This window comes from Stenotrophomonas sp. 3diitr2024 (assembly GCF_042136455.1).
In the GTDB taxonomy this organism is placed as follows: Bacteria; Pseudomonadota; Gammaproteobacteria; order Xanthomonadales; family Xanthomonadaceae; genus Stenotrophomonas; species Stenotrophomonas sepilia.
The window spans coordinates 1-14,205 of the sequence record NZ_JBHHMJ010000225.1; the positions used below are offsets into that span (position 1 = coordinate 1).

Genomic DNA, 14,205 nt, shown 5'->3' on the forward strand with positions numbered 1-14,205 from the left:
GTCCCGGGCCGCAGGCCCGGGCAACAAACCCCTACCGGTCGTCGTGCAGGGTGCCACCCGGCAGGAACACCCAGGTACGGGTGACCTGCAGTATGTCGATCTCGTCCTCGGTCTTTGGCAACGGCGGGAACGGCTGCGCCAGCGTCACCACCCGCAGCGCCGCTTCATCCAGCAGCGGCGTCCCGCTTGAACGCAGGATGCGGCTGCTCTCCACGCTGCCATCGCGGCGCACGCCCACGCTGATCACCACCTGGCCGCCGAGCCGGCGCTGCCGGGCCTCGTCCGGGTAATTCAGGTTGCCGACGCGCTCGGCGCGGTCGACCCAGGCGCGCAGGTAATTGGCATAGGCATATTCACGCGTGCTGGCCGACACGAACTTGCGATTCGGGCGCTTGGCATACTGCGCCGAGCGCAGATGCACCTCGGCAGCCAGTCGCGCCATCTCCACGTCGCGCTGCTCGCGTGCACTCAACGGCGCGTCCGGCTCGGGGCGTTCCGGGGATGGCTGGGCCTGCGCCTGTACCACCGAGTCCTGTCCGTTGCGGCTGCTGACCACCCGTGCCTGCGGCGGCGGAACCGGCGCGGCCGATTGCTGTTGCTGCGGCACCGGGCTCAACCCGGACTGGGCCTGCGGCACGATGCCGGCCTGGTTGTCGCGCGGACGCTGTGCGCGGTCGTGCTCGCCACCGCCTTCCTGGTTGGCGGCGGCAAGGAAATCAGCCTGCTTTGGCGTCAGTGCGGTGCGCGTCTGGCTGAAGATCACTTCCAGCGTCGGCACCAGCGGAGCATCGCCTTTCACGGCGAAGCCCACGCCCAGGATCAGCAGGGCGTGGACCAGCACCGACAGTGCGATGGTGGCCCCCAGCCGTTGCGCTTCGCGTGGCGGCGGGGGCAGAACGGCAGGTGCGGACGGCATCAGCGCAGGCCGGCCTCGAGCGCGTCGAACAGGGTGCCGGCAATGTTCAGGCCGTACTGCGCGTCGAGCTCGCGCACGCAGGTCGGGCTGGTCACGTTGACCTCGGTCAGGTAATCGCCGATCACGTCCAGGCCGACGAAGCGCATGCCACGACGCTTCATCTCCGGGCCGACCTGGCCGGCGATCCAGCGGTCACGCTCGCTCAACGGGCGCCCTTCGCCACGGCCCCCGGCCGCCAGGTTGCCGCGGAACTCGTCACCCTGGGGAATGCGCGCCAGGCAGTAATCGACCGGTTCGCCGTCGACCAGCAGGATGCGCTTGTCGCCGGCGCTGATGTCGGGAATGAACTTCTGGGCCAGCGCCAGCTTGCGGCCGCCGTCGGTCAGTGTCTCCAGGATCACGTTCAGGTTCGGATCGCCCTGGCCGCTGCGGAAAATCGAGCGGCCGCCCATGCCGTCCAGCGGCTTCAGCACGGCCTGGCCGTGTTCGAGGGCGAAGGCCTTCAGCGCCTTGGCATCGCGGCTGACCAGGGTCGGCGGGCAGCACTGCGGGAACAGCAGGGCAGCCAGCTTCTCGTTGTAGTCGCGCAGGCCCTGCGGGTTGTTGACCACGCAGGCACCGGCAGCGGCGGCCACGTCCAGCACCTGGGTGTCGTAGATGTACTCGGCGTCGACCGGCGGGTCCTTGCGCATCAGCACGATCTGGCCGGGTCCGAACTCGGTACGGCTGAACTCACCCAGCTCATACCAGCCGGCCGGGTCGTCGCGTACCTGCAGCGGCGCGGTCTGGGCCACGGCCACGCCACCTTCCAGGGCCAGTCCGCCCGGCCGCACGTAGTGCAGGGCATGGCCGCGGCGCTGGGCTTCCAGCAGCATGGCGAAGGTGGTGTCCTTGGCGATCTTGATGTGGGCGATGGGGTCCATCACCACGATGACGTTCAACGGCATGGTCGCACCTGTCAGGCAAGGCGTTGATGGTAGCGGCAACGCCGGTCGCGCGCCTCCCTGCCATACTGCAACGCAGCGTCCGCCCGGCGGTCGCGCACTCATTGCGAAACCCGTCACGTTCAGGAGGGGGCCATGCCCCGCGCCGTGGGGCGGCCTTGAAGCGGGCGCGGAAAGTGCGATATAGATACGCTTTCGCAGCGGCCCCCGCCAGAGATCGGGCCGTGCGCTTGGGGATAGGCAATGACTGAAAACACGACTGCGGGCGGGGAACTCGCAGGACTCCGGGTGATGGTCATCGATGATTCGAAGACCATCCGCAGGACTGCGGAAACGCTGCTCAAGCGCGAAGGCTGCGAGGTGGTCACCGCCACCGACGGCTTCGAAGCGCTTGCCAAGATCGCAGACCAGCAACCGCAGATCATCTTCGTCGACATCATGATGCCGCGCCTGGACGGGTACCAGACCTGCGCGCTGATCAAGGGCAACCAGCTGTTCAAGGCGACCCCGGTCATCATGCTGTCGTCCAAGGATGGCCTGTTCGACAAGGCGCGGGGACGCATCGTCGGCTCGGAGCAGTACCTGACGAAGCCTTTTACGCGTGAAGAACTGCTGGGTGCCATCCGCACATACGTCAACGCCTGACCAGGGGGGAAAGGCACAATGGCTCGTATCGTCCTGATCGAGGATTCACCGACCGACCGCGCGGTGTTCACCCAGTGGCTGCGCCGTGCCGGCCACGAAGTGCTGGAAGCGGACAACGCCGAGGATGGCCTGCAGCTGGTCCGCGACCAGGTGCCGCAGCTGGTGCTGATGGACGTGGTCCTGCCCGGCATGAGCGGTTTCCAGGCGACCCGTGCGATGGCCCGTGATGCGGCGATCAAGCACATCCCGGTGATCATCGTCAGCACCAAGGCGATGGAAACCGACAAGGCCTGGGGCCTGCGCCAGGGCGCCGCCGATTACATCGTCAAGCCGCCGCGCGAGGATGAACTGATCGCGCGGATCAACGAACTGGTGGCCTGATGCGCTCGCCCTTCGACATCCTTGAAGCCTATGAACGGCGCAGCCTGGCCCATGCGGTGCAGCTGCCCGGGAAGCAGTTTGCCCAGGACCTGTGGCGTGGCGTGGGTTTCCGCGTCGGCCAGCGCCGGCTGGTGTCCGATTTCCGCGAAGTGGTGGAAATCGTACCGATGCCACCGGTGACCCCGGTGCCCTGTGCGCAGCCCTGGCTGCTGGGCGTGGGCAACCTGCGCGGCAACCTGTTCCCGGTGGTCGACCTGAAGTACTTCCTGGAAGGCACGCGCACCGTGCAGCAGGAAGGCCAGCGCGTGCTGATCATGCGCCAGGCCGGCGGCGACGTCGCACTGACCATCGATGAACTGTTCGGCCAGCGCAGCTTCGAGCTGGACCAGCAGATCGAAGCGGGCACGTTGGCCGAAGGCCGCTACGGGCATTTCGTCGATCGTGCTTTCCATGCCGACGGCCACGACTGGGGCGTGTTCTCGCTCTCGCTGCTGTCGCGCACCCCTGAATTCCGGCAAGCCGCGGCCTGAGGCCGGGCATCGCCCCCTGCATTGAAGATCGAGGTTGAACGATGAGTACTGCTTCGGACGCCACCAAGACCGGCAAGCTGCGGCTGGGCGGCAGCAACCTCTGGCTGTTCCTGCTGCTGGCATCGATGATCCTGTTCGGCGTCAACACCGGCGTCGCCACCTGGCAGGGCAGCCGCCTTGCCGACGCCGGCTCCAAGGCCGCCGACCTGCAGGTGCTGTCGCAGCAGCTGGCCAACCAGGGACGTGACGCGGTCGGCGGCAACGCCCAGGCCTTCACCGCCTTCAAGGCCACCCGCAACGCGATCGAGCAGAACGTGTCGACCCTGCAGGGACGCTACGGCAAGGAGCCGGGCGTAGCCGGTGCCATCGCCACCCTCGGCGAGACCTGGGCGCCGCTGGGCAAGCAGGCCGGGCAGCTGGTGGCCAGCGAACCGGCCGTGCTGGCGCTGGCCGGCAACGCGAACAACTTCACCGGCGCAGTGCCGGGCCTGCAGGCCCAGCTGAACGAGCTGGTGCGTGCGATGTCCGCTTCCGGCGCGCCGTCGTCGCAGGTGTACAGCGCACTGCAGCAGGTCGTGGTGGCCGGTTCGATGGCCCGCCGCGTGACCGAAATGCGTGCCGGCGGCAGCGCCGCGGCGACCTCCGGCGATGCGCTGGCACGTGACATCACCGTGTTCTCGCAGGTGCTCGACGGCCTGCGCAACGGCAACGAGGAACTGGGCATCACCGCCGTGCGCGGTGCCGCCGCCGTGGCCGCGCTGGAACAGTCGCAGCAGAAGTGGGAAGCGATGAAGCAGGACGCCGACGCGATCCTGGCCAGCTCGCGCCAGCTGTTCGCCGCGCAGTCCGCTGCCACCGCGCTGGGCCAGGGTTCGGCCCACATGCTGGATGACAGCCGCAAGTTGTTCGAGGCGTTCTCCTCGTTCGGCTCGGTATCCGACACCCGCCTGTTCCCGAACTTCTGGATTGGCGTGGTCTCCGGTGCGCTGTCGCTGATCGCGATCATCGGCTTCGTCTCCACCAACGTGCGCAGCCGCTCGCGCGAGCAGGAACTGCGCTACCAGACCCAGGTGGAATTCAACAGCCGCAACCAGCAGGCGATCATGCGGCTGCTGGACGAAATCTCCTCGCTCGGCGAGGGCGACCTGACGGTGAAGGCCTCGGTGACCGAGGACATGACCGGCGCGATCGCCGACGCGATCAACTACGCGGTGGACGAGCTGCGCCACCTGGTGACCACCATCAACGCCACCTCGGCCAAGGTCGCGATGTCCACCCAGGAAACCCAGGCCACCGCCATGCAGCTGGCAGAGGCCGCGGGGCACCAGGCCAACCAGATCACCTCGGCTTCGGACCGCATCGGGGAGATCGCGGCGAGCATCGAGCAGGTGTCGCGCAACTCGGCCGAGTCGGCCGACGTGGCACAGCGCTCGGTGGTGATCGCCGCCGAGGGTGCCGGCGTGGTGCGCGAGACCATCCAGGGCATGGACCAGATCCGTGACCAGATCCAGGAGACCTCCAAGCGCATCAAGCGCCTGGGCGAGTCGTCGCAGGAAATCGGCTCGATCGTGGAACTGATCAACGACATTTCCGAGCAGACCAACATCCTGGCGTTGAACGCGGCGGTGCAGGCCGCGTCGGCCGGTGAAGCGGGCCGCGGTTTCGCGGTCGTGGCCGACGAAGTGCAGCGCCTGGCAGAACGCACCTCGGGTGCGACCCGACGCATCGAGAACCTGGTCCAGGCCATTCAGGCCGACACCAATGAAGCGGTCACCTCGATGGAGCAGACCACGGCCGAAGTGGTGTCTGGTGCGCGCCTGGCCGAGGACGCCGGTACCGCGCTGACCGAGATCGAACGCGTGTCAAACGCGCTGAACACCCTCATCAAGAACATCTCCATCGCCGCCCAGCAGCAGTCGGCCGCCGCCTCGGACATCACCCGCACCATGGGCGTGATCCGGCAGATCACCGGGCAGACCTCGCAGGGTGCAGGACAGACCGCCGAGTCGATCGGCCACCTCGCGCAGCTGGCGGCGGACCTGCGCCGTTCGGTCGCCGACTTCAAGCTGCCGGCGTGACACGGGCAGGGCGGCGAGCAAGGAACCAGTCGATGAAGCATTTCCATTCCCCACGCCAGAACTCGCGCGGCCACCGCGCGGCGGCGAACGGAGCGCGTCCATGAGCAGTCTGCGCGATGCGATGAGCCACGCAGCGCTGGGCTGGGTCAAGCCCGAGCTGGACGAGACCCTGCGCCAGGTGCGCAACGAGGTCGAGTACTACGCCGAAGACCCGACCGATGCCAGCCGCATGCGCATCTGCGCCGGCTACCTGCACCAGGTGCAGGGCACTCTGCGCATGGTCGAGCTGTATGCCCCGGCGATGGTGGCCGAAGAGCTGGAGCAGCTGGCCAACGCCATCGGCGCCGGCCGCGTGGCCGACCGTGATGAAGCCTGCGCAACCCTGATGCGTGGCAGCGTGCTGCTGCCCGACTATCTGGAGCGCCTGCAGAACGGCCATCGCGACATTCCGATCGTGCTGATGCCGCTGCTCAACGAGATCCGTGCGTCGCGCGGCGAAGAAGGCGTCACTGACAGTGTGCTGCTGGCCTTTGCGCCGGACAGCGTCACCGCCACCGAGGCCGAGCTGGACCATGCCCGTGGCAGCCTGAGCGGGCGTAATCGCGAGCTGCTCGACACGGTCGGCAGCGCGGTGAAGGAAGAACTGCTGCGCATCAAGGATGCGCTTGACCTGCACCTGCGCACAGGTGGTGCGCCGGAACAGCTGCAGACCCAGGCCAACGAGCTCGGCGCCGTGGCCGATACGCTGGGCATGATGGGCCTGGGCGTGGCCCGCGGCGTGGTCGTGCAGCAGCGCGATGCGCTGCGCGGCGTGGTCGAAGGTCGCCAGCAGATCGACGAGAACCTGCTGCTGGATATTGCCGGTGCACTGCTGTACGTCGATGCCTCGCTGGACGACCAGGTTGCCCATCTGGGCGCCGGCGGCAGTGGCGAGGACGACCCGAGCGCGGTCGAGAACCGGCGAACGGTGGAGGTGCTGGCGCATGAAGCCATCGCCAACTTCGCCGCTGCCCGCGAGCATTTCGTCGCCTTCATCGAAACCAGCTGGAACCATGCCGAGCTGCAGGATGTGCCACGCCTGCTGGGCGATGTGTCCGGCGCGCTGCGCATGCTCGACCTGGGTACCGCCGCCGATTACCTGCGCGGCGTGCAGCAGTACATCGAGGCCGAACTGATCGGCCGCCAGCGCGTGCCCAGCGGCCGTCAACTGGACACCCTGGCCGATGCCATGGCCAGCCTGGAGTACTACCTGGAAGCCCTGCGCGACCGCCGCCCGGGCCGAGAGGACATCCTCGAAATCACCCGCAGCAGCCTCGAGGCACTGCGCTACTGGCCGCTGCCGGAGCACAATGCCGTTGCGCCGGACGCGCCGGCACTGCTGCCGGTCGAACGTGAGCCGGTTGCGTTGCAGGCCGAGCCCCTGCAGCCGGAGCGCATCGAGGTTCCGGTGCAGCCTGCGGCGCCCGCTGCCGGCGACGTGCCGGTGCCACTGCCGGACTTCACCTTCGATCCGCCGCCGGCCTCGCCGGCGCCGATGATGTCCGACAACCGCCTGATGTTCGGCGCGCTGGGCACCGCGGCAGCCGTGGCCGCCAGCACGGCTGATACCGGTGCTTCGCCGTTGCCGACGCACGACGATGCGGACGCATCGCTGGTCTTCGCGGCGTCCAGCGCACCTGCGCCGGATGTCCCGCAGTGGGAGCTGGCGCCGTTCCATCCGGAGGCCGACGCCATCGTGCCTGCCGATGACGAGCGCAGCCCGACCTTCGCCAGTTTCGATCCGGTCAGCTTCGAGCTGGCCGAGGGTGATCACTCCGGTGCGCCGCAGTGGTCGCTGTCCGGGGCGCCGCAGATGCTTGAGGAAAGCGCAGCGCCTGTGATCGATGAGAGGACGGACGCGGTGGATTCCTCCGCGACCGCTTTCGATGCTGCACCGGTGTTCGACCCGGTGGCGGCCGAACAGGATGCGGCTGCCGTGGCCGACGACGTGGTGTTCCGCTTCGATGCCGACGCGCTGGACAACGCTGACGACGTGCTGTCGCTGCATGCGATGGAAACGCTGTCGCTGGACGATGACGCCGCGTTGCATCCGTCGCTGGAGATCGTCGATGCCGTCGTTCCGCCGCTGGCCGGGGTGGATGAGGCCCCGGATGACCTGCCGGTACCGTCGATCACGTCGCCGTTGATCGATGCGGCGGCTCCTGCGGCGGATACGTCCGCTCCGGCCGTGTCGGTGATCGATATCGACACCATCGCGCCGATCGATTTCAGCGAGGCCGACGCCCAGTTCTTCGCCGAGTTGAGTGCGGCCGCTGCCGGCTTCAATCCACAGGCGATGGCCGCTGCGGCAGCGCCGGAGGCGGTGGATTCGGCCGTTGCCGGGACCGACGCCGACACCAATGCGGGCTTCGACGCCGGGTTCGACGACGATGCCGAGAACATCGACGAGGACATCCGCGAGGTGTTCCTGGAAGAGTTCGACGATGAGCTGGCCAATCTCGGCACGCTGCTGCCGGCATGGCGCATGCAGCCGGACAACATGGACCGGCTGCGCCCGATCCGCCGCATCTTCCATACCCTCAAGGGCAGTGGCCGCCTGGTCGGCGCACGCACCCTGGGTGAGTTCGCGTGGAAGATCGAAGGCATGCTCAACCGCGTGCTGGATGGCAGCCGCGCCGCATCTCCCGCCGTGCTGGCGATGGTCGACAACGCGCATGCGGCGCTGCCGCAGCTGAACGCGGCGCTGCGCCATGGCCACCGCATCAGCGTCGACCTGCAGGCCATGCAGGCCATCGCCGATCGTGTCGGTGCAGGCGAGGAGACCTACTACGTACCCCTGGCTGGGGCCACTGCATCGGTTGCACCGGTGGCCGAAGTCGAGGGCGAAGACGAGATCATCCGCATTCTCGACGCGGAGGTTGCCGCTTCGGCGCTGGCCGATACCGCCGAGAAGGCCGAAGCCACCGGCACGCCGGCCAACATCGACAGCGTGCTGCGCGAGATTCTCGAGGCCGAGGTGGAAGTCCATCAGGCCACCCTGCAGGACTGGCTGCGTTCGGCGCAGCAGGCACCGCAGCCGGTCAGCGACGCACTCCTGCGCGCAGTGCACACCATGAACGGCGCCTTCGCGATGACCGAAGTGCCCGAGATCACGGCTGTAACCGGCGGTGCAGAGTCCTACATCAAGCGTGCACTGGCCGCCGAAGTGGTGCCGGGTGATGAGGGCGTGGCCGCGCTGGATGCGGCCGCGCAGGCGATCACCGCCACCATGGAAGCGCTGCAGGCCGAACAGCCGCGTATCGCACCGCAACAGGTACTGGCACAGCGCCTGCAGGCGCTGGCCAGCGAGTTGCCGGAAGCGCGCTGGCCGATGGTGGGCCTGGAGGACGACGAAGCTGAGCTGGCGCTGGATGACGAACCGACGGCGGAATGGGATGCGGACGCCCCGGCAGCCGTCGCGCCTGAAACCGATGCGGTCCCGCTTTCGTCCGTCGCGCCGGAGCAGGAACCACAGGCAGTTGCCGATGTCGCCGAAACCCCGGTCGAGGATGCCGCGATCGAGGGCGAGGGCGGGCTGGAGGTCGGTGAGCTGACCGCCAGCGACGATCTTTCGCGCTACTTCGATGCCGGATGGCCGTCGGTACCGGGTGAGGGAGCGGCGTCGCTACCGGTGGTCGAATCGATCCAGGTGGCCGACGACGTTCCGGGCGTTGAGGTAGACGGTGTCCAGGCGGAGGCCGAAAGCGCGCCGCTGTTGGCCGACGATGCCGGTTTGACCGTCGTGGACGATCTGTCGCCGTACCTGGATGCCAGTGCGCTGCCGGTCGACGACCGCGATGCCGAAGAGATTCCTGATGCTGTCGAAGCCGTCGCATCTGACCTGAATGCGTCCTCGTTCGATCACGTGCACGTCGCGGACGCTGAGGCATTCGAGACGCCTGCTGCACTGCCACTCGACAGCGAGCTGCCGAGCCTGCAGGATGAAATGGCTGCGCCGGGGTTTGCAGAACCGGTCTCGCTGGACGCCGCGCTCGAGGCCGGCCTGCACGTGATCGACGAAGAGCAGCCCCTGGCCGACGACGGGCAATGGTCCGTGCTCGGCCTGCAGGCCAGCGAACTCGCGCCGGGCGAGGCGGAAGCCTTTGCCGAGGATGCGGACGTCGGCGGGGAGGCGGCGATCGGTGAAGGAGAGAGCGCCGATCAGCCGTCCCCGGCGACGGTGAATGAGGAGATCGCGGAGGCCGCGACGCCGGCCACCGCCGAACCGGTGCGGTTCTTCGAACTGGAAGACGCGCCGGGCCAGGTGGAAGTCCACGCCGAAGCTGCCGATGCCGATGCCGTATCGGATGCCCCGGCCGTTGGCGCGCCTGACGCCGACGTGGTTGAAACCGTGGCACCCGACGTCCTTGACATCCCGGTGCCGGAAGACAGCGCCGATACGCTCGACTTCAGCGTCTACGATCGCGAGCTGGTCGACATCTTCGTCGAGGAAGGCAAGGACCTGCTCGACCACTGTGATGGCCTGATCAGCGAGCTGCGCGATGCGCCGCAGGACCGCGAGGTGCTGGCCGGCCTGCAGCGTGACCTGCATACCCTGAAGGGTGGCGCACGCATGGCCGGCATCAACGCCATCGGCGATCTTGGCCACAGCATCGAATCGTTGCTGGAAGCCGTCGCCGCTGGTCGCACCGAGATCGAACGCCGCGATGTGCAGTTGCTGGAGCGCGGATTTGATCGGCTGCACCAGCTGCTCACCCGCACCGGCGACCACCGCGTGGTGGAACCGGCGCAGGACCTGGTCGACGCGTTCGAAGTGCGAACCACCACCGATATCGCTGCGGCGGCTGCTGCAGCCGCAGCCGCAGCCAACGTGGCGAGCGTCGCAGAAGCCACTTCGGCACCGGTTGCCAGTCCGGCATCGGCACCGGCACTGCTTGATGCGCCACTGTCGGCACCGCTGCCGGCCGAAGGCGTGGTCGATGAAGATCCGCTGGCACGCCCGCAGCAGGAACAGGTGCGCGTGCGCGCGGATCTGCTCGACCGCCTGGTCAACCATGCCGGTGAAGTGGCGATCTACCGCTCGCGCCTCGAGCAGCAGCTCGGCGCGTTCCGTGGTGCGATGGGCGAGCTGGAGCGCACCAATGCGCGACTGCGCGACCAGCTGCGCCGGCTCGACCTGGAAACCGAAGCGCAGATCGTCGCCCGCTACCAGCGTGAGCAGGACCAGGCAGACCAGAAGTTCGATCCGCTGGAGCTGGACCGCTTCTCCACGCTGCAGCAGCTCAGCCGTGCGCTGAACGAATCGGCGGCCGACCTTGGCGGCCTGCAAGGGGTACTGGACGATCTGTCGCGCCAGTACGATTCGCTGCTGCAACAACAGTCGCGCGTCAGCTCCGAGCTGCAGGACGGCCTGATGCGCGCGCGCATGGTGCCGTTCGATGGCCTGGTGCCGCGCCTGCGCCGCGTGGTCCGCCAGTCCGGCATGGATACCGGCAAGCAGGTGCACCTGACCCTGGAAGGCACTCACGGCGAACTGGACCGCAACGTCCTCGACCGCATGGTCGCGCCGCTCGAACACATGCTGCGCAACTCCGTGGCCCATGGCCTGGAAGCGCCGGAACAGCGCCGCGCCGCCGGCAAGCCGGAAGAGGGCGAAGTTGCCATCCGCCTGCACCGTGAAGGCTCGGAAATCGTGCTGGAAGTGGCCGATGACGGTGCCGGCCTCGATCGCGAAGCGATCCGCCGCCGCGCCATCGACCGTGGCCTGTTGGCCGCCGACGCGCAGCCGAACGATCAGGAACTGGACAACCTGATTTTCGCCTCCGGTTTCTCCACCGCCGACCAGGTCAGCCAGCTGGCCGGTCGTGGCGTGGGCATGGACGTGGTGCGCAACGAAGTGCGCCAGCTGGGCGGCTCGGTCGACATCCAGTCGGTGCGCGGCCAGGGCGTGCGCTTCACCCTGCGCCTGCCGCAGACGCTGGCCGTCACCCAGGCGGTGTTCGTGCAGATCGGCGAGACCACCTTCGCCGTGCCGGTGGCCTCGGTCAGCGGTATCGGCCGCCTGTCGCGCGAACGTTTCGAGGCCGCCGACAGCAGCTACCGCTACAGCGGCGAAGACTATCCGTTGTATGACCTCGGCAGCCTGGTCGGGCAGGCCCCGGCGCGTGCCGATGGCCAGGACCAGGTGCCGCTGTTGCTGGTCCGCGCCGGCGACCTGCGTGCAGCCGTGGCGATCGATCAGGTGCTGGGCAACCGCGAAATCGTGGTCAAGCCGGTCGGCCTGCAGATCGCGTCGGTGCCGGGCATCTACGGTGCCACCATCACCGGCGATGGCCGCGTGGTGGTGATCCTGGACGTCGCGCCGCTGGTGCGCCGCTTCCTGGCCAATCCGACGGCACCGGTGCTGGCCAATGCGCCGCGCGACGAACGCCAGGTGCCGCTGGTGATGGTGGTGGACGATTCGCTGACCATGCGCAAGGTGACCGGGCGCATCCTCGAACGCCACAACTTCGAGGTCAGCGTCGCCCGCGACGGCGTGGAAGCACTGGAGCGCCTGGAAGAACGCGTGCCCGACCTGATGCTGTTGGACATCGAGATGCCGCGCATGGACGGCTACGAGCTGGCCACTGTGATGCGTGCCGATCCGCGCTACAGGGATGTGCCGATCGTGATGATCACCTCGCGCAGCGGCGACAAGCACCGCCAGCGTGCCTTCGAGATCGGTGTCCAGCGTTATCTGGGCAAGCCGTACCAGGAACTGGACCTGATGCGTAACGTGTACGACCTGCTGGGGATCGCCCGTGTCCGTGAGTGAAACCCATCCGGCCCCGGCCGTCGCCCTGCTGGCCCGCCCCGGTGCGGCGCGTGAACGCCTGCGCGAGGCGCTGGCGCATGCCGATGTACAGCTGGTCCTGGAAGATGATCCGAACGGCCTGGAGCCGCAGGTCCTGCAGGCCGCGGCCCCGCAGTTCGTGGTGATCGCGCTGGAAGCTGCCATCGAGGACGCACTGGAACGGTTGGAATCCGTGCTCTCGGCACCGGGGCTGACCCTGGTGTTCGATGAGGCTGAGCTGGCCGCCCGCCGCGACGGCTGGGAGGCGCAACGCTGGGGGCGCCACCTGGCCGCCAAGCTGCACGGCCACCAGCAGGTGTTGCCGCCGGGCGCCGAAGAAGAGCCCAGCCTGCAGCTGGAGCCTGGCCATCCGGCGCCCGCGCCGGCGCCGCAGGAAGAAGCCCTGCGCCCGCACCTGGAACAGGCGCTGAGCTGGGCCGATGACGTTCCGGCCGACGGCCTGTATTCGCCACCGGCAGACCTGCACGAACCGATCGCGCTGGAGCAGGCCCTGGCGGCGCTGCAGCCGGTCGTGCCCGAGCCTCTGGATCCGCCTTCGGCGCCGCAGGCACTGGCCGAACCGGCGACGCCTGCGACACCGCCGGTCTCCTTCGATCACACCGCCTGGTCGCTGGTGGAAGAATCGATCGAAGCACCCGTATCGGCAGAAGCCGTGGCGCCGGTCGTCGCGCCGCAGCCCTCGTTCGATACCGATCATTTGAGCCTGGTCGATCTGGATGCCGTCGCCCCGGCCGGTGCGCGTGCCGCATCGCTGCTGGTGCTGGCCGGCATCGGTGGCCCGGATGCGTTGCGTCGCCTGCTCGGCGCACTGCCCGCGTCGTTGAGCGTGCCGGTCCTGGTGCACATGCGTCTGGATGGTGGCCGCTACGGCAATCTGGTCAAGCAGATGTCCCGTGTTTCGCCGTTGCCGGTGCAGCTGGCCGAGGCCGGCCAGCACGCGGTGCCGGGCGAAGTGCACGTTCTGGCCGATGATATCGGCGTGCGCGCGGCCAGCGATGGCCTGCATTTCCAGAGCGATGCCAACGGTATTTCGCTCGCTTCGCTGCCGGCCGAACACACCGCGCTGGTGCTGCTCAGCGGTGCCGACCTGGCCCACGTAGGCCCGGCGCTGGACCTGGCGGCCGCCGGTGCGTGGGTGGCCGGGCAGGTGGGCGAGGGCTGCTATGACCCGGCGGCGGCCACCGCCGTGGTGGCTGCCGGCATGGTGGCCGGTGAACCGCAGGAACTGGCGCAGGCGATTGCCGCGCGCTGGGGTGAGCAGGACGACAACGGAGACGCACCATGAGCTACGCCAGCAATGACGAAATCCGCGGCGTCCTGATCCAGGCCGGCAACGAGCGCGTGCTGCTGCCCAATGCCACCGTGGCCGAAATGATGTCGCGCGTGCCGGTGCAGCCGGTCTCCGATGCGCCGCGCTGGCTGGTCGGCGAGATCGGCTGGCACGGCTGGCAGGTGCCGCTGGTGTCGTTCGCACGCCTTTCGGGGCTGGGCGAAGAGACGGTGGCCGGCCACAACAAGGTGGTGGTGCTGAAGTCCCTCAGCGGCAACGCGCAGCGCCCGTACTACGCGCTGCTGACGCAGAACTTTCCGCAGCTGATCTCGGTGCCGCGCGACGGCTTGCTGGCCGACGCCTCCGAAGAAACCCTGCCGCAGACCGTGCACATGCGCGTGCTGCTGGGTGAGCAGAGTGCGCTGCTGCCGAACCTGGACGCGTTGGAAGCCGCCCTGGATTCGCTGGCGGCCTGATCGGCAATCCGCCGGTCGGATCCCCGGTAGTGCCGGCCGCTGGCTGGCAACCCCATGATCCGGTGGATGCCGGGCAGCGCCCGGCTCTACCACGAACCGGTCCTATCCCAGG

9 protein-coding genes are annotated in these 14,205 nt (G+C 68.3%); 7 read left to right on the plus strand and 2 right to left on the minus strand.

What is annotated here, in order from left to right; genetic code table 11:
- Positions 1 to 31: 31 nt before the first annotated feature.
- Together ABGA94_RS05130 and gshB are read right to left on the minus strand one after the other, a co-directional pair.
- Positions 32 to 916: an energy transducer TonB gene (locus tag ABGA94_RS05130; RefSeq protein WP_262221381.1), complete on the minus strand. Its 885-nt coding sequence runs from the start codon at positions 914 to 916 to the stop codon at positions 32 to 34.
- The gene (gene gshB / locus ABGA94_RS05135) at positions 916 to 1,863 is read right to left on the minus strand and encodes a glutathione synthase (protein WP_065196658.1); all 948 of its coding nucleotides are present in this window, start codon (positions 1,861 to 1,863) and stop codon (positions 916 to 918) included. The genes ABGA94_RS05130 and gshB overlap by 1 nt, the downstream gene beginning before the upstream one ends.
- Positions 1,864 to 2,103: 240 nt before the next feature.
- Here gshB and pilG point away from each other — a divergent pair, with 240 nt between their 5' ends.
- The 7 genes from pilG to ABGA94_RS05170 all read left to right on the plus strand — a co-directional run bounded on the left by pilG (position 2,104) and on the right by ABGA94_RS05170 (position 14,093).
- On the plus strand, positions 2,104 to 2,505 hold the full coding sequence (pilG, locus tag ABGA94_RS05140; protein ID WP_005418455.1) for a twitching motility response regulator PilG: 402 nt from the start codon (positions 2,104 to 2,106) through the stop codon (positions 2,503 to 2,505).
- Positions 2,506 to 2,523: 18 nt separating this feature from the next.
- A complete protein-coding gene (locus tag ABGA94_RS05145; RefSeq protein ID WP_005410717.1) occupies positions 2,524 to 2,886 on the plus strand; it encodes a PleD family two-component system response regulator in 363 nt (120 codons plus the stop codon).
- On the plus strand, positions 2,886 to 3,416 hold the full coding sequence (locus ABGA94_RS05150) for a chemotaxis protein CheW (RefSeq protein WP_005418454.1): 531 nt from the start codon (positions 2,886 to 2,888) through the stop codon (positions 3,414 to 3,416). Before ABGA94_RS05145 ends, ABGA94_RS05150 begins: the two co-directional genes overlap by 1 nt.
- Positions 3,417 to 3,457: 41 nt before the next feature.
- Entirely contained in the window at positions 3,458 to 5,494 is a 2,037-nt protein-coding gene (locus tag ABGA94_RS05155) for a methyl-accepting chemotaxis protein (protein ID WP_375366572.1), read from the plus strand.
- A gap of 100 nt (positions 5,495 to 5,594) precedes the next feature.
- The gene (locus tag ABGA94_RS05160) at positions 5,595 to 12,308 is read left to right on the plus strand and encodes an Hpt domain-containing protein (RefSeq protein ID WP_375366573.1); all 6,714 of its coding nucleotides are present in this window, start codon (positions 5,595 to 5,597) and stop codon (positions 12,306 to 12,308) included.
- Positions 12,295 to 13,632 (plus strand): chemotaxis protein CheB, encoded by a 1,338-nt coding sequence (locus ABGA94_RS05165; RefSeq protein ID WP_065178186.1) that lies wholly within the window; start codon positions 12,295 to 12,297, stop codon positions 13,630 to 13,632. The genes ABGA94_RS05160 and ABGA94_RS05165 overlap by 14 nt, the downstream gene beginning before the upstream one ends.
- Positions 13,629 to 14,093: a chemotaxis protein CheW gene (locus ABGA94_RS05170; RefSeq protein WP_005418442.1), complete on the plus strand. Its 465-nt coding sequence runs from the start codon at positions 13,629 to 13,631 to the stop codon at positions 14,091 to 14,093. The genes ABGA94_RS05165 and ABGA94_RS05170 overlap by 4 nt, the downstream gene beginning before the upstream one ends.
- Positions 14,094 to 14,205: the final 112 nt, after the last annotated feature.

Coding starts and splice junctions, on each gene's coding strand:
- ABGA94_RS05130 (WP_262221381.1), bottom strand. CDS start 916: ATGCCGTCCGCACCTGCCGTTCTGCCCCCGCCGCCACGCGAAGCGCAA.
- gshB (WP_065196658.1), bottom strand. CDS start 1,863: ATGCCGTTGAACGTCATCGTGGTGATGGACCCCATCGCCCACATCAAG.
- pilG (WP_005418455.1), top strand. CDS start 2,104: ATGACTGAAAACACGACTGCGGGCGGGGAACTCGCAGGACTCCGGGTG.
- ABGA94_RS05145 (WP_005410717.1), top strand. CDS start 2,524: ATGGCTCGTATCGTCCTGATCGAGGATTCACCGACCGACCGCGCGGTG.
- ABGA94_RS05150 (WP_005418454.1), top strand. CDS start 2,886: ATGCGCTCGCCCTTCGACATCCTTGAAGCCTATGAACGGCGCAGCCTG.
- ABGA94_RS05155 (WP_375366572.1), top strand. CDS start 3,458: ATGAGTACTGCTTCGGACGCCACCAAGACCGGCAAGCTGCGGCTGGGC.
- ABGA94_RS05160 (WP_375366573.1), top strand. CDS start 5,595: ATGAGCAGTCTGCGCGATGCGATGAGCCACGCAGCGCTGGGCTGGGTC.
- ABGA94_RS05170 (WP_005418442.1), top strand. CDS start 13,629: ATGAGCTACGCCAGCAATGACGAAATCCGCGGCGTCCTGATCCAGGCC.